At 65.0% G+C, this 21,513-nt stretch carries 21 protein-coding genes; 8 read left to right on the top strand and 13 right to left on the bottom strand.

Annotated elements, in window-relative coordinates; genetic code table 11:
• Window positions 1-433 precede the first annotated feature (433 nt).
• The 3 genes from VXJ37_RS04630 to hisC all read right to left on the bottom strand — a co-directional run bounded on the left by VXJ37_RS04630 (window position 434) and on the right by hisC (window position 4,650).
• Complete coding sequence (locus VXJ37_RS04630; RefSeq protein ID WP_331321895.1) at window positions 434-1,735, bottom strand: hypothetical protein; 1,302 nt, start codon at window positions 1,733-1,735, stop codon at window positions 434-436.
• Between the two features lie 346 nt (window positions 1,736-2,081).
• Entirely contained in the window at window positions 2,082-3,494 is a 1,413-nt protein-coding gene (locus tag VXJ37_RS04625) for an amino acid permease (protein WP_331321894.1), read from the bottom strand.
• A gap of 46 nt (window positions 3,495-3,540) precedes the next feature.
• Window positions 3,541-4,650 carry a histidinol-phosphate transaminase gene (gene hisC / locus VXJ37_RS04620; protein WP_331321893.1) on the bottom strand — a complete coding sequence of 370 codons (1,110 nt, stop codon included), beginning with the start codon at window positions 4,648-4,650 and terminating at the stop codon, window positions 3,541-3,543.
• 93 nt (window positions 4,651-4,743) lie between these two features.
• Here hisC and VXJ37_RS04615 point away from each other — a divergent pair, with 93 nt between their 5' ends.
• Both VXJ37_RS04615 and VXJ37_RS04610 read left to right on the top strand, forming a co-directional pair.
• Window positions 4,744-5,247, top strand: coding sequence for an Lrp/AsnC family transcriptional regulator (locus VXJ37_RS04615; protein WP_331321892.1), 504 nt, complete (start codon window positions 4,744-4,746; stop codon window positions 5,245-5,247).
• 119 nt (window positions 5,248-5,366) lie between these two features.
• Complete coding sequence (locus VXJ37_RS04610; RefSeq protein ID WP_331321891.1) at window positions 5,367-7,025, top strand: thiamine pyrophosphate-binding protein; 1,659 nt, start codon at window positions 5,367-5,369, stop codon at window positions 7,023-7,025.
• A gap of 64 nt (window positions 7,026-7,089) precedes the next feature.
• On the opposite strand, the gene VXJ37_RS04605 is transcribed toward VXJ37_RS04610, so the two are convergent.
• Complete coding sequence (locus VXJ37_RS04605) at window positions 7,090-7,668, bottom strand: hypothetical protein (RefSeq protein WP_331321890.1); 579 nt, start codon at window positions 7,666-7,668, stop codon at window positions 7,090-7,092.
• Window positions 7,669-7,686: 18 nt separating this feature from the next.
• On the bottom strand, window positions 7,687-8,364 hold the full coding sequence (locus VXJ37_RS04600) for a hypothetical protein (RefSeq protein ID WP_331321889.1): 678 nt from the start codon (window positions 8,362-8,364) through the stop codon (window positions 7,687-7,689).
• Window positions 8,365-8,933: 569 nt separating this feature from the next.
• On the opposite strand from VXJ37_RS04600, the gene VXJ37_RS04595 reads away from it, so the two are divergent.
• Window positions 8,934-9,539 (top strand): hypothetical protein, encoded by a 606-nt coding sequence (locus tag VXJ37_RS04595; protein ID WP_331321888.1) that lies wholly within the window; start codon window positions 8,934-8,936, stop codon window positions 9,537-9,539.
• Between the two features lie 435 nt (window positions 9,540-9,974).
• Complete coding sequence (locus VXJ37_RS04590; RefSeq protein ID WP_331321887.1) at window positions 9,975-10,691, top strand: hypothetical protein; 717 nt, start codon at window positions 9,975-9,977, stop codon at window positions 10,689-10,691.
• 18 nt (window positions 10,692-10,709) lie between these two features.
• Here VXJ37_RS04590 and VXJ37_RS04585 read toward each other — a convergent pair whose 3' ends face one another.
• Window positions 10,710-11,141 carry an SRPBCC family protein gene (locus VXJ37_RS04585; RefSeq protein ID WP_331321886.1) on the bottom strand — a complete coding sequence of 144 codons (432 nt, stop codon included), beginning with the start codon at window positions 11,139-11,141 and terminating at the stop codon, window positions 10,710-10,712.
• A 256-nt stretch (window positions 11,142-11,397) separates the two neighbouring features.
• Between VXJ37_RS04585 and VXJ37_RS04580 the strand changes: the two genes are divergently transcribed.
• The 4 genes from VXJ37_RS04580 to VXJ37_RS04565 all read left to right on the top strand — a co-directional run bounded on the left by VXJ37_RS04580 (window position 11,398) and on the right by VXJ37_RS04565 (window position 14,852).
• Window positions 11,398-12,153 carry a hypothetical protein gene (locus VXJ37_RS04580; protein ID WP_331321885.1) on the top strand — a complete coding sequence of 252 codons (756 nt, stop codon included), beginning with the start codon at window positions 11,398-11,400 and terminating at the stop codon, window positions 12,151-12,153.
• 50 nt (window positions 12,154-12,203) lie between these two features.
• Window positions 12,204-13,751: an HD domain-containing phosphohydrolase gene (locus VXJ37_RS04575; protein ID WP_331321884.1), complete on the top strand. Its 1,548-nt coding sequence runs from the start codon at window positions 12,204-12,206 to the stop codon at window positions 13,749-13,751.
• A gap of 163 nt (window positions 13,752-13,914) precedes the next feature.
• Window positions 13,915-14,331: an SRPBCC family protein gene (locus VXJ37_RS04570; RefSeq protein WP_331321883.1), complete on the top strand. Its 417-nt coding sequence runs from the start codon at window positions 13,915-13,917 to the stop codon at window positions 14,329-14,331.
• The gene (locus VXJ37_RS04565) at window positions 14,331-14,852 is read left to right on the top strand and encodes a MarR family winged helix-turn-helix transcriptional regulator (protein ID WP_331321882.1); all 522 of its coding nucleotides are present in this window, start codon (window positions 14,331-14,333) and stop codon (window positions 14,850-14,852) included. Before VXJ37_RS04570 ends, VXJ37_RS04565 begins: the two co-directional genes overlap by 1 nt.
• 100 nt (window positions 14,853-14,952) lie before the next feature.
• Here the strand turns inward: VXJ37_RS04565 and VXJ37_RS04560 are convergent, their stop codons facing one another.
• From VXJ37_RS04560 to VXJ37_RS04530, 7 genes are read right to left on the bottom strand one after another with little or no spacing between them, the layout of a single operon-like run.
• The gene (locus tag VXJ37_RS04560) at window positions 14,953-16,056 is read right to left on the bottom strand and encodes an NADH:flavin oxidoreductase (RefSeq protein WP_331321881.1); all 1,104 of its coding nucleotides are present in this window, start codon (window positions 16,054-16,056) and stop codon (window positions 14,953-14,955) included.
• Window positions 16,049-16,390: a hypothetical protein gene (locus tag VXJ37_RS04555; RefSeq protein ID WP_331321880.1), complete on the bottom strand. Its 342-nt coding sequence runs from the start codon at window positions 16,388-16,390 to the stop codon at window positions 16,049-16,051. Before VXJ37_RS04555 ends, VXJ37_RS04560 begins: the two co-directional genes overlap by 8 nt.
• 41 nt (window positions 16,391-16,431) lie before the next feature.
• Window positions 16,432-17,178 (bottom strand): SDR family NAD(P)-dependent oxidoreductase, encoded by a 747-nt coding sequence (locus VXJ37_RS04550; RefSeq protein WP_331321879.1) that lies wholly within the window; start codon window positions 17,176-17,178, stop codon window positions 16,432-16,434.
• A gap of 24 nt (window positions 17,179-17,202) precedes the next feature.
• Window positions 17,203-17,970: an SDR family NAD(P)-dependent oxidoreductase gene (locus VXJ37_RS04545; RefSeq protein WP_331321878.1), complete on the bottom strand. Its 768-nt coding sequence runs from the start codon at window positions 17,968-17,970 to the stop codon at window positions 17,203-17,205.
• Entirely contained in the window at window positions 17,957-19,348 is a 1,392-nt protein-coding gene (locus VXJ37_RS04540; protein WP_331321877.1) for an MFS transporter, read from the bottom strand. Before VXJ37_RS04540 ends, VXJ37_RS04545 begins: the two co-directional genes overlap by 14 nt.
• The gene (locus VXJ37_RS04535) at window positions 19,345-20,235 is read right to left on the bottom strand and encodes a polysaccharide deacetylase family protein (RefSeq protein ID WP_331321876.1); all 891 of its coding nucleotides are present in this window, start codon (window positions 20,233-20,235) and stop codon (window positions 19,345-19,347) included. Before VXJ37_RS04535 ends, VXJ37_RS04540 begins: the two co-directional genes overlap by 4 nt.
• A 43-nt stretch (window positions 20,236-20,278) precedes the next feature.
• Window positions 20,279-21,298, bottom strand: a complete 1,020-nt coding sequence (locus VXJ37_RS04530; protein WP_331321875.1) for an asparaginase — start codon at window positions 21,296-21,298, stop codon at window positions 20,279-20,281.
• Window positions 21,299-21,513: the final 215 nt, after the last annotated feature.

Raw genomic sequence — 21,513 nt, 5'->3', positions numbered from 1 at the left:
AAGGACTAGTAGGACCGGCCAAAGCAGAACTCGTGTTCTGAAAAAGTTCATAACTGCTTTGAAAAGAATCACGACGACTCATTCTCCGATTTCTTTCGTCATCAGGACACGCTCGGAATTCCGCGGCGTTGAAGGGTTGACATGCATAACGGACCACCGCGGCAAGTTCCTTCAAATCATATATGTCTGCAGCTCAAGCCAATAATGATGCCCCTCACCACTCTGGAAATTTGTGAGGACAAGATTTTGCGTTGCCGTATGCAAAGCGCGGCGGCTAAGCCGTCTCGCGAGACAGGCATATTCGCGAGTAATTAGCTGGAGAACTCTCTGCACGAAAGAATTGGTCCGAACAGTTCAGCGATCCCCAGACTGTGTCTCTTCCTAAGAAGAGAGGGCCTCACCTCCGCCGCCTGCCATGGGCGCAAGCTCCAGGTTATTTTTCGGCTGCTTCCTGGTGGCCTTCCTCAGATCCGTCCGTCGCCTGTTCGCTCCGCTTCTTCCGCTTGAACAAGCCTGCGACGCTCCCGCCGACGGTGCCTGCCTTACCAGCAATTGTGCCGCCGATGCCCTTGACCGCGGTGAGGGCCTGAGGCTCGTCCGGTATCCCGTCCCCATCTATGTCTACACTCCGGAACGCCCGCGAAACTGTGTCGGCTGCAGTTGCAACCCCCGCACCGACAGCCGCAGCTCCCGTCGCGACGCCGCCTCCAACGGTGCTCGCAGTTCCTGAAATCCAATTGCCCGTCAGCTTCGCGGCCTCTTCCATGGCTGCAAGAGCTCGGTTCTGGTCGGCGTCGCCGTCCTCTGACTCAGGTCCGGCAGGAATGGCAAGATGTTCGGGGAACGTGTCTGGCGCTTCAGCAAACGCGGCCCGAGCCGCGGTCACGACTTCGCGACCGAACACGAAGCGCGTGACCCCTCCCGCTATGGCTCCGACTCCATATTCAATCGTTGCCTGCTGCTTACCGCTCAGATTTTGGCGCACGGTGTCCAGCTCACCAGTCTCAATGGTCCGAACCAAACTCTGCGCAGCGCCTCCAGGGAGGGTATCCGCGAGCGTGTTCGCCCAGTGCGACCAATCCGCGCGGCCAGCAGCGACGGTATTGCCGTCACCGACAACGACTTCAGCCGACGAGCTTGATAGGTCTGTCGCCATCGCCGCGATCTGTTTCTGGCTAACGCGTTCATTCGAAAGCCCGTAGACAAGGGCAAGGGCCTGGTCTTTGTCTAGATCCATCCCGTGAATATCGGCGATAGCGAGCGCGAAAACGGCTGTGATCTCGAACTGCAACTGCTCATCGCCCGCGGGAAGGAGAGCAGCAGCTCGCTGTGCACCGTTCTTCGCAGTACCCATCGCCATGTTCTTGGCGGCCTGTTTCGCAGCGCTCTTGGCGGCCAACTTGACGGCTTCCTTGCCGGTCTTCTTGGCGGCCTGTTGGCCCGCACTCTTCATACCTGCTGCTGCGGCCCCTACTCCAGGGATCATCGCGATACCAATATCAGCCGCGATGGCGCCGGCGCTGATAAGGGCACCAGCAGTGGTGATCGACGTTGCGTAGTGACGCTCCAACATCTGGATAACCTCAGCCGGCGTCGCCTCCGGATGCCGCCGACGGAGCCTCATGACGTACTTGCGAGCAATGGTGTGACGAGCGCTGACCGCCTTGGCAATGTCACGCGTGGCGTCCTCTCCGACGAGCTCCGCCTCCAACGTGATGCTTTCAATATCGGTCATCGCTTACTCCTCGGGGTTGCACCTCACAGGAGGTATGAACGCTGCGCACAGGCGGAATCCCATAGTGCCGCATTGGATCTATGGCGATTGTATTCATGGATACGGGGCTAACAGGTCGCGGCGCGTGCAAACTCCTCAACGAAGTGACTATCGTCTGCGCAATCAATATAGGCCTGCACCCTTCTGACTGGCCGACGAGCAGGCAGCCAAACGACGTCACCTATCACCCGTCCGGTTTCATGCTCGCCATGGCCCATCCGGCAGCACAGGACGGAAGGCGCGCTCGGTCAGACCGGACGCGCCCTCCGCATGCGCCGAACCCGCGAGGCGGGTCAGCATCCCATGTTCAGTCGATCAGCGCCGGCTCCTTGGCCCGCCCCGAGGATTCCATACCCGGCGTAACGTTCCCGGACCGATGGTTCATCCAGCACCCCGCTGCAAGGACAGCGACGAGCGCGAACGTGCTCAGGAGTTGGGGACGGGAGTCCTCGCCGATGAAACCCACCGTGAAGATCGCCGCCAGGATCAGCAGGCCAACGCCCGTCAGCCACGGGAAGCCGGGCATCCGCAGGGGCAGTTCCGTCCCCTCGCGGTCGGCAGGGAGGCGAAGCGCGAGCTGGGCCAGGAGCGCGGACGTCCACACCAGCAGGCACGTCGAACCCACGATGTTGAGCAGGATGGGAAGGACCATCTCGGGGAAGGCCAGCTCCAGCACCACCGTGACAACGCCGAAGGCGACGCTCGCCAGCACCGCGGCCACCGGAACCTTCGCTTTTGAAACGGAAGCGAGCCAACGCGGCGCTTCACCGCGCTCGGCGAGGGAGAACGCCATCCGCGAAGCACCGTAAAGGTTGGCGTTGAGTGCTGAGAGTAGTGCCGCGACGGCCACCAGCGTGATGGCGGTGGCCGCACCGGGCATACCTGCGGCGTCCAGCACGGCGGCGAACGGGCTCTTCAGCCCTGCTGAACCCACGGGCACCACTGCGGCGATCACAAAGATGGCGCCGATGTAGAAAACCAGGATGCGCCACAGCACCGTCCTGACTGCCTTCTTCACGCTGCGCGCGGGTTCCGCCGTCTCGGCTGCGGCCACGGAGACGATCTCGGTGCCTCCGAACGCGAATGCCACCACGAACAGCGCCGTCGCAATCCCGCCGAAGCCACTCGGGGCGAAGCCCTCCCCCATGAAATGCGCCAGGCCCGGCGACTCCACGCCAGGCAGCCATCCGAACAGCAGCGCAAAGCCCACCAGCAGGAACCCGACGATCGCCGCCACCTTCAGCAGGGCGAACCAGAATTCGAACTCGCCGAAGTTCTTCACGCTGGTCAGGTTCACAGCAGTCAGCACCACGATGAACACCAAGGCCATCAGCCACACCGGCAGGGCCGGGAAGATAGTGGCCAGCAGGCCGGCCGCACCCAGCGCCTCGGCGGCGATGACCACCACCAGCTGGATCCACCAGAGCCAGCCCACCGTGGCGCCGGCCACCGGCCCGTAGGCCTTGGCGGTGTAGACGGAGAAGGCACCGCTGTCCGGGTTGGCGGCGGCCATCTCGCCGAGCGCCCACATCACCAGGATGATGAGTGTGCCGGCCACGAGGTAGGAGATCAGCACCGCCGGCCCGGCGGCCTGGATGCCGGCCCCGGAGCCGATGAACAGTCCCGCGCCGATGGCACTGCCCAGGCCCATCATGGTCAGCTGCCGGGGTTTGAGGGCGGCGCCGAGGGCGCGGGCAGACGTCGTTGTCTGGTGTTCCATAAAGGGATTCCTCTTGGTTGGTAGGTGGAACGGAATGAGAAAAAGGTCAGGAACTTGCGAGGGGCACGTAGGCTGCGAGGAGCCGGAGCACGCGGTCGTTGGAGGCAGGGTCGGCCACGGTGATCCGCAGGCCGTCGCCCTGGTACGCCCGGACCAGAATTCCCGCGGCATCGAACGCATCCGCGAGCAAGGCAAGAAGCGGGGCGTCGGTGCGGATCCACAGGAAGTTGCCCTGACTCGGCTGCAGTTTCCATCCCTGGGCCTCCAGCTCGGCGGCCATCCGGGCGCGTTCCTGCTTCACCAGGGAAACCCGCGCTGCCATCTCCTCCCCCGCGTCCAGCGATGCGATGGCGGCCTTCTGGGCCAGCGCGCTCACGGCGAACGGCAGGGCGGTGCGCCGCAAACCTTCGGCGATTGCCGCCGTCGTAATGGCATACCCGACGCGCAGGCCGGCGAGCCCGTAGGCCTTGGAGAAGGTGCGCAGGATGCAGACGTTCGGGTAGCGGCGGTAGAGCGCCAGGGAGTCGGGGCCGCTGCCGGCGTCGGCGTATTCCACGTAGGCCTCGTCGATCACCACCAGGATGTCGGGGCGGACAGACTGCAGGAAGGCCTCGAGGCGGCCATGGCTGATCGGCACGCCGGTGGGGTTGTTGGGGGTGCAGAGCAGGATGACCCTCGTGCGCTCGGTGACGGCGGCGGCCATGGCGTCCAGGTCGTGGCCCTCGGCGTCATCCAGCGGCACGCGGACCGGCCGGGCACCTGCCAGCTCCACCAGGATGGGGTACGCCTCGAAGGAGCGCCACGCGAACACCACTTCATCCCCGGCGTCGCACAGCCCGGTGATGATCTGCTGCAGGACGCCCACGCTGCCAGGCCCCACCGCCACCTCCTCCGCGGTGACGCCCAGGTGCCGGGCGATCCGTTCGCGGAGTTCGACGGCGGCCATGTCCGGGTAGCGGTTCATCCTGCCGGCCGCTTCGGTAACGGCGGCGGTGGCGGCGGGCAGGGGCTCGTAGTGGCTTTCGTTGCTGGCGAGGGCGGCAGTGTCCGCGCCGAGGCTGCGCCTGCCGGGGACGTAGGCCGGGAGTCCGGTCACCGCGGCGCGCAGGGCGGGCAGCGCGGTGGCGGGTTCGGCCAGGAGTTGTTCAGGGGTCATGAGGACCGATCATGGAAGTGACCCGGACCACATTGCAAGATACGCTTTTGTGCTTGGGACTTCTGCTCAACTTCTAGTACCTCTGGTGAAAATATGACCATCACAACATCCCGGACCCTCGATTCGCTCGACGGCAGGATCATCCTTGCCCTGGACAAGGACCCCGAAGCGAGCGCCCTGGCTCTCTCCCGGACGCTCGGCGTCGCCCGCAACACCGTCCATGCACGGCTGGCGCGGCTGGAGCGCAGCGGCGCGCTCCGCTCCTTCAGCCGCAGGCTTGACCCGGCCGCGCTCGGCTACGAGCTGATGGCCTTCCTCTCCCTGTCGATCAGCCAGACCCGGACGGGCTCGGTGGAGGACGGGCTCGCCGCGATCCCGGAGGTCATCGAGGTGCACGCCACCACCGGCGACGCGGACCTCATGGCCAAAGTGGTGGCCCGCGGCACGGCCGACCTCTACCGCATCACCAATGAAATCTTGGAGATCGATGGGATCGAGCGGACCAGCACGGCCATCTCGATCCTGGAACTCATGCCGCCGCGATACGACGGCCTCATCAGCCGGCTGTCCGAGCAGGAGTCCCGCGTTTCGGACTAAGTATTGGTGATGGGCGCCACACGTGCGCATTTTGTCAGTCACTGCTTCTCCTGCTGCCAAAAGTCCCAGTGGAATTCCGGCCTCTTGCTGATCTGAGGCGCAGGTCACAGGATTCCTGCATGACTTCACTTACCGTCTCCGGCCGCGTGGCACAGGTTCTCAGCAGCTATGTCAGCGACGTCTTCGGCGTCATGGGCAACGGCAACGTCTACTTCCTCGACGCCGCGGAGCAGCAGGGCTTGCGCTTCACCCCTGTCCGGCACGAGGGCGCCGCCATCGCCGCGGCCGACGCGTACTACCGCACCTCGGGACTGCTCGCCGCAGGCACCACCACCTACGGCCCCGGCTACACCAACGCGCTCACCGCCCTGGCCGAGGCCGTCCAGGCGCAGATCCCGGTGGTGCTGGTCACCGGGGACGCGCCCACCAGCGGCGCCCGGCCCTGGGACGTGGACCAGGCCGCCATCGCCGCCGGCCTCGGCGCGGCCACCTTCACCGTCACCCGCGGCGCCGGAGGCGCCATCACCCGGCAGGCGGTGGAGTACGCACTCACCCGGCGCACCGCCGTCGTGCTTGCCATCCCGTACGACCTCGCCGCGCTTGAGGCTGCGGACGAGGACCTTCCGGAGCCAACGGCTTTGAAGGTGACGGACGACGGCGGTACGGACCTTGCGCGGGTAGCCCGCCTGCTCGCCGGTGCCAGGCGGCCACTGATCCTGGCCGGCCGGGGCGCACACCTCGCCGGCGCCGGCCCGGAACTCCGCGAACTCGCCGACCGGCTCGGCGCACTGACCGCCGGAACCGCCCTCGCGCTCAACCTCCTCAACGGCGAGGGGTACCTGGGCGTCGCCGGCGGTTTCGGCACCGACACCGCGGCCGGGCTCATGGGCGAGGCGGACGTGGTCCTGGTGGCCGGGGCGAGCCTGAGCCCGTTCACCATGCGGTTCGGGCACCTGCTGGGCACGGACGCCGCAGTCATCCAGATCGACACCGCGGTGGAGCCGACGAATCCGCGGGTGGACCTGTTTGTCCAGGTGGATGTGAAGGTTGCTGCTGGCCGGCTGCTTTCTTTGCTTGATGGTGAGGACGCTGCTGGCGCGTGGCGGGCGGAGGCTGTCCGGCGTCTTGCTGCGGGACCCGGGCATTCTGCTGGATCCGCTGAGTCGGTGGACGGCCGGCTGGACCCGCGCTCCCTCGCCACCGCGCTGGATGCCGTGCTGCCGGAGCGCCGTACCGTGGTCCAGGACGGCGGGCACTTCATCGGGTGGGCGCCCATGTACTGGAACATCCCGCGGCCGCAGGACCTGGTGATGGTGGGGACCGCGTTCCAGTCCATCGGGCTGGGGCTTGCGAGTGCCGTCGGGGCAGCCCGCGCGGTGGAGGACGGGCGTACCCTGGTGCTGGCCGCCGGCGACGGCGGTTTCCTGATGGGCCTGTCCGATCTCGAGTCGTTGATCGGCGCCGCCCGCAGCGCGATCGTGGTGATCTACAACGACGCCGCCTACGGTGCCGAAATCCACCAGTACGGCTCGCAGGGCCTGACGGAGAAGCCGATGCTGATCCCCGAGGTGGATTTCAGCGGCATAGCCCGGGCACTGGGTGCTGAGTCCGCCGTCATCCGGTCCCTGTCGGACCTGTCCGAACTGCAGGACTGGATCGACGCCGGGGCTCGTGGGACCTTCGTGGCGGACTGCCGTATCACGTCCTCTGTCCGGGCCCCGTGGATCACCGAGTGGATGAACGCCACGCGGGCGGCGAAGGCGGCGGTGGCGGGGTAGCAATGCGGGCACCCCTGCCGGGACGACAAAAGTCAGGACTGCTTGGCTCAGGAACCCAGACGGATCAAGCGGCGCTCTTCTCCCGCGCGAGCCCAAGGCTCAGGAGGATTACGACCGGCGTAGCCAGAAGAACCGCGAAGAAGAGCACAGCCCCGCCGAGAAACGGGACCGCCAGAAGGGCCGTCAGCAGGGCGAATCCGGCGAAGCTTAGGGAGGTGACCGGGGCACCGCGATTGCGACTGCGCTGACTCGCTAACAGCACAATTCCGGTAGTAATGTTCCCCAGTGCAGCCACCAACAAGAGGAAGCCAGCGATCACGTTGTGGGTGAATCCCGCCAAGGCCGCGAAAAGCATGAGGGCACCGAGCACGATGCCGACAATGCCGGCTGCAACCCGTAAGCCCGACGATTTGGGTTCTGGCGCCGGCGGGTACCACTGCCGCGCATGCTGCAGGGGCGCTTGGCCGTACTGAGGATGCTGATATTGGGATTGCTGGCCGTTGGCGACGGGGGGAGGCACGTCGTAGGGCTGCGGCGTTCCGTAGGCCGCCTCATTGCCCCTGATGGAGCCAGAAGGCGGGCGCGAAGGGTAGTGCGGCCCAGACCTCGGCGCCGGCGGTATAGACGGGATGTTCTCAGTCATTGGTCCCCCATCATTGTGCTATCTCAGTCCCCAATAAATTCTGGACTTGCTATTCGTGGAAAAGCTTTTCTGGACGAAGATCTTGCCACCTTCAATCGCACCGGTGGGCACGTCCATGCAAACCTGATAGTTTGCCTGGCCGCCCTTTTCGAGGGTCGGTACATTCATTGCACCATTGTCGAGAGAGGCTCCGCACGCGCTGGCGTCGTATTGCCTCGCATCTGTGCCTACAAACGTCGGCGACAAGTCAATCCAGGGATTCCCCTCTTTAGCCCCTGCATAGGTCACCGCAAGATCGACGAGGACATACGTCCCCTTGGGAGGCTTGTTAAACATGTTGTTGGCGACTACCTCGTCAGTCGCGTTGAGCTTAACGCTAAGAACTTGAACTTGATATTCGTTTCCCACGATGGCCGCCGTGCCAAGGGAATGAGGCTTTTCAGCCGACCCCTCCACCGCCACAACTGGTTCGGGGCTGGTAGTTCCCGACGGTGTTGAATTAGCCGGCTGCGTAGCCGACTGCGTGGCAGCTGATGCAGCGCTTGCGCCGTGTCGTTCGTTCGAAGCTGAAGAGTAAGCCATCTGAAATGTAATAACGCCGATTAGCGAGACGCCTCCGATAGCGAGGGCGGCTACAGTCATGCCCTGGAGCGGGAATCCAGTACGTCGCGTGGTAACCAAGTCAACGATGGCCATAACCACTGCACTAAGTCCCAGGAGGAATCCCAGGATGTTGAGGATCGGGATCCAACACAAGACGATTGCCACAGCCGCCAGCACGAATGCTGTGGTTGTAAGCTCCTTACCCCGCGGCTCCGGAGGAAAAGCCGTCTCAGGAACTTCAATCCAGAATTCATGTCCCGGGGGAGCAGGTCCCCACACAGGATCCGGGTGCCAGCCCTCGTGTGGCTGCCAGCCAACGGGCGGTGAAGGCCAGTTGGCTGGCGAGTTATAGACTTTCAAATCTCCCCCTGGAAAAACAATGGAATGAACTCCATCCCGCTCGGGGAGCATACCCCGTTGGCCTCTTCGTCATGGAAGCTTTGGCACAGTTTTCCCCCAGGATTGAATCAATTCGGCTGTTCAGGGCTCCATTATCAAATGGCCACCCGACACAATTCAGCAAGTTCGCAAAAATGCATGTCATTGTCTTCAAAAGTACATACACTGAGATCGCCGTTGATTGGGGAAACGAGCTATCTTGTCACTCCGCCTGAATTGGTTGACAGCGGCATTATCTAGACCGCATCACACAAAGGACAGTCATGAGTGAACCCTACTCCCCTCCCCTCGCCCAAGGTTCTTCCGCGCAGGCCATTAACCAACCAATGAAGGGTAACGGGTTTGGGACCACGGCCCTGGTCCTCGGCATTGTCGCCGTCGTCTTCGCAATCATTCCTATTCTGGGAACTGTTGCATTCATTCTCGGCCCGCTGGCCATAATCTTCGGCGGCATTGGCCTGACCCGGAAACTCACTAAGAAGGGTACTTCTATCACCGGCCTTATCCTGGGCGCGGTCGCCATCATCGTTGCCATCATTGTCACGTCGCTGGTCGCTGCAGCCGCAAACGGGGTCAACGATGCGCTGAACAAAGAACACAAGATCGAGTATGTCGTGACCACCACGGGCCCTGCGAAGGTCACCTACTGGAACGGGGATGGCTCCTCGAACGAGGACATTGCCGGCAACTGGAAGAAAGACCTGACCGCGAAGGGGATCAGCTTCAGCACGCTCAGCGTCACGGGCGACTTCAGCGCTGCTACTTCTGTTACCTGCGAAGTCCTGGTTGACGGTGCGAGCGTCTCCAAGAACAGCGGCTCTGGCACGGGCGCGATGGCTTCCTGCTCCGGAAATTCCAGCGCCAAGTAGCATAGCGAATTTATAAAAAGAACGTCGGGGTAGGAAACGACCCCGACGTTCTTTTGCGTGGTTTATCGACTTACCCCTAGGGTTCGCTCGAGATCCCGGCGACATGTCCTCGCTGCGGCTAAAGACTCCTTCGGAACTCCATTCCTAATCCTCCCACCACAGACCGCTCAGCCTCTCACGCCCGCTGACTCAGACCGCTGGCCGTGAGCACCCGCAACAACTGCACTAAGCACAGCTGATCTGAGCAGAGCGACCTCAAGGCTTCCTTGGATTCCTCAACCTCGGCTCAAAACGTCAAAGGTTTCGCCAAGAATTGCGCTTTGCGCCCGCGGCCTCGCCCACAATATTTTCAGCAGCCAATGCGAAGACTCCTGTTGGCGAATAAAAACGCAATCTAGGGCCACTGCCTCGGCGGAGGCCTTCTTTGGGGGAACCATGAGCAATGAATACCTACTCGCCGACGGCTCGCCACGCTATGGGCACCGCACGGCCCCAGCGGGCGCAGTACAGCCGACGACAACCATTGCTGCTCCGGCCGAGGTGGCAGAGGAGGCTGCGAAACTTAGCCTGGACGTGATGGCAGCTGCCATCGACCGCCGGCTGAGGAGTGCCTGGGCCGATGAACCAGACCCGGCTGTGGAAGCACTTCGTCGCGACAACCCCGAAGAACTGGCTGCCGCCCGCGCCCTCGTCCGGCTTCACCTCGGCTCCCAGCGGCATTGGCGTATAAAAGCCCAGGCTGTCCGGGATAAGCAGCTGGCCGGTACTTGGTCGCGGCGCAGGGCGGCCGGCCGCAGCCGGGAAGTCCTGGCACTGCGGTTGGGGCTGATGGCCGCGTTGATCGCTCCTCCTGCATACATCGTGGCAACCAGCGCGGACGACATCCTGAGGCTCCTGCTTGCCGGCATCGCCTGCTTTGCCTTCGCCGTTGTCGCCGGACACTTCCTGACATGCCGGGCCCGTGTGCCGGTCATGCCAACCATCCGGGGCCCGTGGCTCGCTGAGCTACGGGAGGACGTGGTCAACGCAACCTTCGTGGCCATTCTCGAAAACAAGGGCACGCCGCCGGATTCCGGCACTGCAGCGGCTGCCCGCCGCGGCTGGGAAAGCATCCAAGCTGCTTCAAGGGTCATCGACTCGCTGAACTCCTGACGCCCGCCAACCGGAATATCAGCCTTCGAGAACAGCCTTCAGCCGGGCCAACTGCGCCACTTCCGCGTCCATGGTGCGCTGGACCATTGGACCCATGATTTTCATGAGTCCCTTGGGCTGCAGGTCGAGGGTAAACCTCACCCTGGTGCCTTCCGGTAACTGGCCGAAGTGGTATTCCCCGCTGGGCCGGGCAGGGCCGGCCACCACCTGGAAGGCGAGGAGCCGGCCGGGTTCGGCGGTAGTGATCTCGTAGTCGCCGTCGATGGCGCGGCCACCCGGGCCCGAGAGTGTCTGCCGGTAAACGGAGCCCACGGCACCGGCAGCGCCGCTCTTCAGCGAGATGGACTGCACTCCGGCGCGCCACTTCCGGTTGTTCAACCCGTCGGCCAGGAAGGCGTACACATCCTCCGGCGAACGGCTGATGGTGATCTCATTCTCGGCGTGAGCCACGGCTGCCCCTTTGGACGGTCCGGCGATGCGCGGGTGCAGTTGCCGGATGGTGTCATCACTGTACGTCGCGCCCGGGCCCACCGCACCAGGCCGGCCAGCAACGTTGGAAACAGGAGGCGCAAAGCCAGCCAGCCGTCGTCGTAATTCCCCGGCGACGCCCACCCACCGCGCAAAACCATAGCCAAATGGGGCACTTGCCCCATGCCCCCGACGCGGGCCGCTCCTAGTCTCAAGGCATGGAGAAAAGGAGGCGGCCATGAACACCTACCAGCCGCAGTCATCAGCCCAGTCCACACCCACCCTCGAGGAACTCCCGGACGACCCCGCCGAGCATTTCGCCGGCTCGGCCGTCTTCGGGCAGCCCTTCACCAGCGGCCACTACCTGGCCTTCCGGGACTTCCCGGTGAGCTCCGTGGGCCCCGGCTACCGCTCCGTCTGGCACCGCGCGCCCGGCGGCGAGTGGACCCTCTACGCCAACGTGGCGCCCCAGTTCAGCTGCGCCCGTTACTTCGGACTGGCCTTCCACCGCGTGGTGGAAGCCGACGTCGACATCCAGTGGAGCGGCCCGTCCAGCGCCGTGATCACGGTCCCGGGCGTCCTCGACTGGGACCTTCAGCTGGACACCTCCCCCGCCACCACCCTGCTGACCGCCATGGCCATGCGGATGCCGGAAAGCCTGTGGCGCAGCGAGCCCGTGCTCCGCGCCATGGGGGCATTCGCCGGGCCGCTGCTGAACGCCGGCAGGATGAAGGTCTCCGGTGTGGTGCCCAACGGCCAGACGTTCCAGGCCCAGCCCCGGCAGTTGTGGCTGGTCACGGATTCACGGGCGACCATCCTGGGTGAGGACGCGGGACAGCCCGGGCCGCTGGAGGTGCAGGACCACCTGGCGGACTTCTGGCTTCCGCAGCGTGGACTGTTCGGAGCCCGGGTGGGCGTACGCTTCCCGTCCACCGCCAAACCCAACAGGCCGGAATCCGCCGGCGTCCGCGCAGGGAAGAAGCAGGCCGCATAACGGCAGAGCATCCCTACTGCCGCGGTGGTGGCGTCCCTAGAATGGCAGGTGTGAAGCAGTCACCGGCTGGACCCCGCCGCAGTGAAGTCCTGGCCGCGCTGTCACTCGCCATTGACCTGGGCCTCGGGCAACCGATGGAGCATATGCTGCGGTCCTGCCTGCTGGCGCTGCGGATCGCCGGGGCAGCGGGAGTCGACGCCGCGGGCCAGGGCAGGCTCTACTACGCCAACCAGGTGGCGTGGATCGGCTGCCACGCGGATTCGTTCGAACTGGCGGCGCTGTTCACGGACGACATCGCGTTCCGCGCCGATTACTACAACCGCGACCAGCATGGACTGCCCATGTACGCCGGCATGTTCAGCCATGCCGGCGCGGGCCTGCCGCCGCTCGCCCGCCTTGCCTACTGGACGCGTTTCGCGGCGACGGGCAGCGCCGCGGTGCGGAACATGATTGCCTCGCACTGCATCTCCGCCGGGGTGCTGGCCAGCAATGTAGGGCTCGACGGCGGCGTGGCAGGACTGCTGGCCCACACCTTTGAGCGCTGGGACGGCAAGGGGCTGCCGGAGGGCGTTGCGGGGCCGGACATCCCGCTGGAAATGCGCATCATGCACCTTGCCGATACGGCGGAGGTGTTCCTGCGTCAGGAGGGCGTGGCCGGTGCGGTGGCGATGGTTCGGGCCCGCCGCGGCACACAGTTCGATCCGGCCCTGGCCGGGCTGTTCATCGACCAGGCCGCGGCGCTCACCGAAGGACTCCTCGAGATCGACTGCTGGCAGGCGGCCCTGGACCTGGCTCCCACTGACGCTCCCCTGTCCGGCCCCCAGCTGGACGCGGTACTCCAGGCAGTCGGTGACTTCGCAGACCTCAAGTCTCCTTACACCGCCGGGCATTCGCGCGCCGTGGCTGCCCTCGCGGCCGCCGCGGGCGAGGAGTACGGGCTGCCGGCCGACGACGTCACTGAGCTCCGACGCTCAGGATGGGTTCACGACCTGGGCCGCCTGGGAGTATCCAACCAGGTGTGGGACAAGAAGGAGCCCCTCTCCCGGGCGGAGCTGGAACGGATCCAGATGCACCCCTACCTGGGGGAACGGATCCTGAGCCGGGTGCCGGGGCTGAAGGGCGAGGCGGCCCTGACGGGTTTGCACCATGAGCGGGTGGACGGGTCCGGCTACCCGCGCGGGATCGGCGGACCGGAGTTGGGGATCAAGCAGCGGATCCTGGCCGCTGCAGACTCCTACCATTCCTCCCTGGAGCCCCGTCCGCACCGGGCCGCGCTCGCCCCGCCCGATGCAGCTGGCAGGCTGCGGCGGGAGGCTTCAGTCGGCCGGATCGGCCGCGAGGCTGCGGACGCCGTGCTCACGGCAGCCGGCCAGCAGCCCCATCACCGGCCTGCCGCTCCGGCCGGGCTCACGCCCAGGGAAGCGGAAATCCTCGGCATGCTCTGCCGCGGAATGACTCCGGCCCAGATCGCCGCCACCCTGTTCCTCTCCCGCAAGACAGTCCGCAACCACGTGGAACACATCTACACCAAGATCGGTGCAACCAACCGGGTGGGTGCCACGCTGTTCGCGGTAAGGAATGGCCTTATCGAGCAGTGAACCTTCCGCTGCTCCGGCGACTGTGGCACCCGCACGGCTTCCGCCGTCGTACTCGTTGAAAAGGCGCCCCGACCCGGCGCAGTGGTTTATCGGTCCCGTCTGGACATAAAATAATCTGTGGGTAGATAATCTACGCACAGATTATTTCATTAGGAGGCTTACCGTGTGGGAATACGAGAACAGCATCGAGACGGCAGCAACACCGGAGGCAATCTGGCGGCTCTGGTCGGACGTGGAGAACTGGGGCAGCTGGAACAAGGAGATCGAGAAGATCGAGATCAACGGCCCATTCGAGCCCGGCACGCAGATCCTGATGACGCCCCCGGGGGAAGACCCGATCCCGCTGTTCCTTGCCGAGGCAGTTGAAAACGAACGCTTCATCGATGAGGCCCGCTTCGGGGACCTGCTCCTCCGCACCACCCACCTCATCGACCCGATCGACCAGGACCGGATCCGGGTGGTGTACCGGATGGAGATTACCGGCAGCGGCGCCGACGAAGCCGGCCCGGAGATCGGGCCGGGCATCACTGCCGACTGGCCGGAGACGATGGTTGCGCTGGTAAAGATGGCTGGCGGCTGATGCCGCTCAACCCCGGCGAAAGCCCTGGATTCCTGCTCTGGCACGCCACACTGCGCTGGCAGCGCGATATTGCAGCAGCTTTGGCTCCGCTCGATCTGACGCATGTGCAGTTCGTGTTGCTCGCGTGTGCCTGGTGGCTCAACGAGCAGGGTGAACATCCCAACCAGCTGGCCGTGGCCCGCCAGGCCGGCACCGACGTCAAGATGGCTTCCCAGGTCCTGCGCACCCTGGAAGGCAAAGGACTCATTGAACGGGACGTCGACCCCGCGGATACCCGCGCCAAACGGCTGCGCGTCACCGCTGCGGGAGCCGAGCTGGCGCCCCGCGCCATCGCCGCCGTCGAACTCGCCGACGCGCAATTCTTCCAGCCAGTGCCTGTTGCGGATGCCATCACCATGCTCCGGAGCCTGTCACGGCCCGACCTTGCCACGCTCCCAACGACAGCCGGAGCCGCCAGCGGTCCGGAACCTGCCGGTCCGCCCACCCGGCCTGACACGAAAAGCCGTTCCAAACGCTTGTGAGGGGAAACGTCCACACGGCCGGGTTGTGCGGAGGCGACGGCGCCGCTGACGCGAGGAGGCGGGTCCCGTCCGGGCCCCGCCTCCCATCAGTGCGCGCCGCTTACACAGGATCCTCCAGCTCCCAATCCTTAACGTCCGCGAACGGAGCGAACACGGAAGGATCGAGTTCCCCGAACTCCAGATCGTGGCGGACAAGGTGCGGCCAGTTCCGGTTGGCCAAGGCTCCCTTGCCCAACGCGATGACATCGGCTGAGCCGTCGGCCAGCATGTAGACGGCGGTGTCCGGATCATCGAGCTTGCCGTTGGCGATCACCGGGACCCCGGAGTACCGCTTGGCCAGCGCGGCCAGGGTTTCCTTGGCATCGGCGAAGGCCGGCTCGGTGGCGCGGTATTCGGTGGTGTGCACGAAATCGATCCCCGTGGCGCCCAGGGTGCTGAAAATGACTTCGGCTTCCGCCACTCCCCCGCCCCACTTGTGGTCGTTGTCGCTCACTTTGGCCTGGGAGAGGCGGATCCCCACCGTCATATCCGGGCCAACGGCTTCACGGACGTCGCGGCAGATTTCCGCGGCGAAGCGCACCCTGTTTTCCGCTGAGCCGCCATAGCGGTCCTCACGTTGGTTCAGGTAGTCCGTGAGGAACTGGTCCAGCAGATAGCCATTGGCGCCATGGATTTCGACGCCGTCGAAGCCGGCCTGCTGGGCCCGCAGCGCCGCCGAGACGAACCCGTCCCTGACCTCCTCCATCTGGGCCTCGGTGATTTCGGAAGGAACGGGATACGGGCCCTCACCCCGGTAGAACCCCAGCTGCTCCCCCTTGGGCGCCACCGCGGAGGGTCCCACCGAGGAGGTCACATACCGGTTGCCCTGGCTCTGCGCTCCGGCGTGCATCAGCTGCGCGAAGATTTTCGCGCCCGCTGCGTGGACGCCGTCCACCACTGTGGCCCAGGACCGGGCCTGTTCCTCCGTAGCGATGCCCGGCTGGAAGTGGTAGCCCTGGCTGTGGGCGGTGTCCGGGTAGATGCCTTCAGTGATCAGCAGCCCGAAGCCCCCGCGGGCGAACCCTTGGTAGTAGGAAGCCATTCTTTCCGTAGCGTGCCCGTCCTCCGTGGCGCTGATCCGCGTCATCGGAGCCAGCGCCACCCGGTTCTCCAGCTCGGTGGATCCGATCCGGATGGGTGACCAGAGCGGGGAATAATCAGTCATTCAAAATCTCCTTGGTAATGTTCGGGTCGGCCAGCAGCCCGGCCGCCCGCGCCGGAAGGCCGGCATTGGCAGGGTCAGCGGCATACGCCCGACGGCGGCTGTCCAGCCGGTCCAGGACGGACGGATCGGTGAAGCAGCCGAGCACGGCCCGCCACAGTTCATCGAGGGTTTGGCATTGCCTGGAAGCGCCCGCCGGACCGGTCATCAGCCAGCCGTCCTTGAGGGCTGTCACCTTCGGCGCGCCGGGGAGGCCGGTGCAGACCGTGTTGACTGCGCCTGCCACGATCAGGTGTTGCCGCATGGTTCGCACCGGCCCCAGGGCAGGGTCGGCCACGGTGGTCCTTCCGCAGGCACCGCACATGTCGTTCCCGTTCCTTACGGCATGACGTCGCCGGAGTTGGGCCCCAGCGTTTGTCCGACGAACAGGTTTCCGCCCGGGTCGCTGGCCAGCAGCACGGCAGCGGGTGCTACTTCCTCGGGCGTCCCGAATCTCCCCAGCGGCAGCTCGGCACGCTTCGCGGCCTTCCAGCTTTCCGAGATGCCCTCCACGAGCGGTGTCTCGATCGGGCCCGGCGCGATGCAGTTGACCAGCACGTTGTCCGCAGCCGTTTCCAGGGCAAGGGCCTTGGACAGCCCGACGACGCCGGCCTTGGCGGCGCTGTAATGCGTTAGCCCTACTCCGCCCTTGATGGCCAGCTGGGAGGCGATGTTGATGATGCGGCCCCACTTGCGCTGCCGCATCTCCCCCACCACCTCCCGGCAGCACAGGAACACACCGGTCAGGTCCACCGTGAGGGTCTCGTTCCACATGGCCAGGGACATGTCCTCCAGCGGAGACTCCGTCAGCAGGCCCGCGCTGTTGACCAGGACGTCGATCCCGCCCAGCCTGTCACGGGCCTCGGCGAAGGCCGCCCGTACGCTGGCTTCGTCGGCCACCTCCACGCGGATAGTGCCGTCCCCTCCGGCGCGGTCCAGCACGGCCACCCTGTCCCCGTTGGCCAGGAATGCCTCGGCAATGGCTTTGCCGATTCCGCTGCAACCGCCGGTGACCACCACCCCGCGGCCGTTCCCGGCTGGAGCATGACCGGAAGCCTGGTCATCAGCATGAGTCGATGTGTTCATGGTGTCCTTTCCTAGCGGGCGCCGTCAGGCGCGCATCTTAACGGTGAGGCCGCCGTCCACCACCAGGGCCTGCCCGGTGATGTAGCGGGACTCGTCGGAGGTGAGGAAACCGATCACGCTTGCCACTTCCTCCGGCTTTCCCACCCGGCCCCACGGGATGTCATTCCCTGCCCGCTTCAGCCCTTCGGGGCCCAGCGAGTTCACCGGGTCCAGGGATTGCGGGGTTTCGATGAGGCCGGGGATCACGGCGTTGGCCCGGATCTGCCGCGGGCCGAGCTCTACCGCCACGCTGCGGACCAGGCCCAGAACGCCTGCCTTGGCGGCGGCGTAGTGGGCGTGTTCCTCCCACCCGTAGACCCCGCCGGCGATGGACGACACCGCAACCAGCGCGCCGCCGTCGGTCATTCTCTCCGCCCCTGCACGCAGCGTGCGCAGCACGCCGGTGAGGTCCACGTTGAGCATGTCGTGCCAGCGCTCGTCCGTCATCTCCCCCAGCGGGGAATTGCGTAGGATCCCGGCGTTGGCGATGGCGTAGTCCAGCCGGCCGTACTCGTCCACGGCCCGCTGGGCAAGGGCGTCCACGGACGCAGTGGTGCGGACATCCACCTCGTGGATCACCGCTTCACCATTGGCGTCCTTGACCAGCCGCAGGGTTTCCTCCGGATCGTGGGGGTCGCCGGGGAAGGTGCCGATGACGGACTGCACCCCCTGGCGGGCGTAGTGGACGGCAAGGGCACGCCCGATGCCACTGGCGGCACCGGTGATGATAGCGACTTTGTTAGGCGACGTCATGGGGGTGGTCCTCCATCAGGGCTTCAGCAGGGGGCTTGGCGGCGAACATCAGGAGCCCGGAGAGCAGGGTGCCGGCGGCACCGACCCAGAGGGCGGCGGTGCCGGTGCCGCTCCCGGCGGCGATGGCGGTGAAGATGGCACCGCCAAGGATGGTTCCGGGCTGGCTCATGGCGCCGATGAACGCGGTTCCGGTGGCCCGGCAGCTCACCGGGTAGCACTCGGCCATGAAGTACTGGATGGCCGCGTACGGGCCCACCAGGAAGAAGAGGCCGGCGCCGTAGGTGATGATGATCATGACCGGGCTGGTGGCGATGGGGCTGAGCATGATGGCGAAGGAGATGCCGGAGAGGATCCAGCCGCCGATGATGGTCCGCTTCCGGCCGATCTTGTCACCGAGCCAGCCGTGGAAGACGTAGCCGAAGTAGGCCAGCAGGTTGATGACGATCAGCATCCAGAAGGCGTCGGAGAGTTCCACGCCCTTGGCGTTCTTCAGCACCGAGCTGCCCAGGACGCTGAAGATGGTGATGCCGAAGAAGTTTACGATCCAGGCGATGGAGAACACGATGGTGTTCCGGCGCAGGTGCGGCTCCCAGATGCGCTTGAGCGGGGCTGCCGAGGAGTGCTCCACACCGTAGGCGTGGGCCAGCGCGTGGGCATCCCCTGATTTCCCGTGCTTTTCAAGCTCGGTCAGTTTGTGGTGCAGTTCAAACTGGGGGGTTTCCTTGAGCTTCCGCATGATGGTCCACACGATGATGGCAGCGGGAATGGTGGCCATCAGGTACAGGGCACGCCAGCCGAGCGAGGGCAGGAAGGCCAGTGCCAGTGCGCTGGCCAGCAGGAATCCGAGGGGCCAGCCGCCCTGGATGAAGGAGTAGTGGAAGCCGGGACGCTTGCGCTTGTCCGCGACTTCGGTGACCTGGTAGACCTCGTTCATGTAGGTGGCGTTCACGGCCTGTTCGGAGAATCCGAGTCCACCGAAGGAACGGATGACCACCAGGAGGGCGTTGCTGAGGACGGGAATGCCGGTGGGGATTGCGGCCGTCAGGGCAGAGACGACGGCGGTGCCGCCGATGGTGGTCATCATTCCTTTGCGGCGCCCCAGCCTGTCAATGACAGGCCCGATGCCGAAGCAGACGATGGCGGTGCCCACGGCGATCCAGGTGTTGATGGCGTACGCTTCCGGCGCTGACCAGCCGAACTCCTGCTGCATGGCCGGCAGCAGGGTGCCGAACAGGCCGTAGTCGAAGACGGCCACAGTCCAGGCGAGCAGGGCAAGTACGGTGGCGGTGCTGGTGTTGCGCTTGGAAAAGACCGGGAAGCGGCGCTTTTCATCCGGCCTGGGCTGCGTCAGGTCAACAGCGGGTTCTTGAATGCTCATGACGTGCTGTCCTTTCGGGGGCTGCGTGCGAGGAAGGAGTCGGCGATCTGGTCGAAGGTGCACCAGCTGACACCCTCGTGGGAGTTGATGTGTTCGATAAGGCGCTCAAGCATGAGGAGCACCTGCGGGCGGCCGGAGACGTCCGGGTGGATGGTCATGGTGAAGACGGCCTGGTCCATTTCGCGGTAGACCCAGTCGAACTGGTCCCGCCACATCTCTTCGATGTCCCGGGGATTGACGAACCCGTGCGAGTTCGGGGATGCCTTGATGAACATCATGGGAGGCAGGTCGTCGAGGTACCAGTTGGCCGGGATCTCCACCAGGTCGGTTTCCTGCCCGCGCTTCAACGGCTCCATCCAGGTCTGGGCGTCCTTGGTGTAGTCGATCTTCTTCCACGAGTCCCCTACCCGGACGTAGTACGGCTCGAAGTCGCGGTGCATCAGCGAGTGGTCGTACTTGATGCCGCGCTCAAGGAGGATTTCGTTGGTGACGGGCGAGAATTCCCACCAAGGCGCGACGTAGCCCGTGGGCCGGCGGCCGGACACCTTTTCGATCAGTTCGATGGCGCGGTCCAGGATGGCGGTTTCCTGTTCCCGTGTCATGGCGATCGGGTTCTCGTGTGAATATCCGTGCACGCCGATTTCGTGTCCGGCATCCACGATCATCTGCGTCAGCTCGGGGAAGGTTTCGATTGAGTGGCCCGGCACGAACCACGTTGCCGGGAGGTTGTACTTCTGGAACAGACGGACCAGGCGGGGGCCGCCGACTTCGCCGCTGAACAGGCCACGGCTGATGTCGCACGGGGAGTCCTCTCCTCCGTAAGAGCCGAGCATGCCTGCCACTGCGTCCACGTCCACGCCGAAGGCGACTTGAATGTCCTTAGCCATGAGATTTTCCTTTCAATTCGTTTAATCCGTGATGTTTGGGGTGTCAGGCGGAAGGTTCAGGAGGCCTCCCTCGTTGGGTGAAGATTTCGGTGATCCGCTCCCGGTCAGGGTTGATCCTGAGCAGGAGGCTGAGCAGGATCAGCGACTGTGACGGGCGGAGGTGGCCGGAGCTGATGGCCCCGGCGACGCGCAGGTCTTCGCCACCACCGCCGGCCCCGTAGATCGGGACGACCGGTCCGGCGTCCACACGGGTGCTGGTCACCACCACGACGCCGGACGCCACCGCGGCGGCGACCTCGGAGCAGATGCTGGTATTCGCATTGCCGGTTCCGGTACCTTGCAGGACGATGCCCTCCGCTCCTGCTTCAAGGGCGGCGTGCATCAGGGTGGAGTCCGCGCCGGGGTAGGCGGCAACGAGGTCCACCCGGGGGGAGCCGCCGCCCGGCTGGGGCAAGGGCAGGGCCTCGAGCCTGCGGCCCTTGCCTGCCATGGCGACTTCTCCCTGGGCTGATACGTGGCCAAGTACCCCAAAATCGGGGTTTGCAAAGGCGTTGAGCCGAAGAGTTTGGTTTTTCCGGACGCCTGCGGCGGGAAAGATGGTGCCTGCAAACTGCACCATGACGCCTTTACCGTTCCCGTCCTTCGAACCGGCGACGGCGATGGCCCGGGCCAGGTTGTCCGGCCCGTCGGGAGTGTCGGAGTCAGCGGCCCGTTGTGCGCCGGTGAAGACAACCGGCCGTTCGTCGCTGTGCGTAAGGTCTGCGAGGTAGGCGGTCTCCTCCATGGTGTCCGTTCCGTGGGTCACCACCACACCGAGGACATTGGCGTCTTTGAGGACTTCCTTGATGGTGGTGCAGATCCTGAGCATGTCGTCGAAGGTCAGGAGGTAAGAGCCCTTCTGGAATACGTCCAGCACCCGGACTGGGTGCGGGACGGGTGTACCGAGGGCTTTGAACACCTGCTCGCCGGTATCGGAAGCGACCGCGCCGCCGGTCTCGGAAGCCCGCGACGAGATGGTGCCTCCTGTGGCCAGCAGCACCACATGCGGGTCGGTAAGAGTCATTTCAGCTCCGGTTGTTTGCGCGAGAGGGGCAACCCAATCGATTGGGTTGCGTTCCACGAAAAGGCGGGCGTTGCTTTGGACAAGGAGTGGCGGCACCCGGGATGGGGGTGCCGGAAAGGCTTGGGGAGGATCTACCCAAACGTTTGGGTTGCGCTGATGAACGACTATAGGATGTGAAGGGGGTCACGTCAAGAGTTATCCCGGGTGCCGTTTTT

This window comes from Pseudarthrobacter phenanthrenivorans (assembly GCF_036455295.1).
In the GTDB taxonomy this organism is placed as follows: Bacteria; Actinomycetota; Actinomycetes; order Actinomycetales; family Micrococcaceae; genus Arthrobacter; species Arthrobacter phenanthrenivorans_C.
This window is presented reverse-complemented; position numbering and strand designations above follow the sequence as displayed.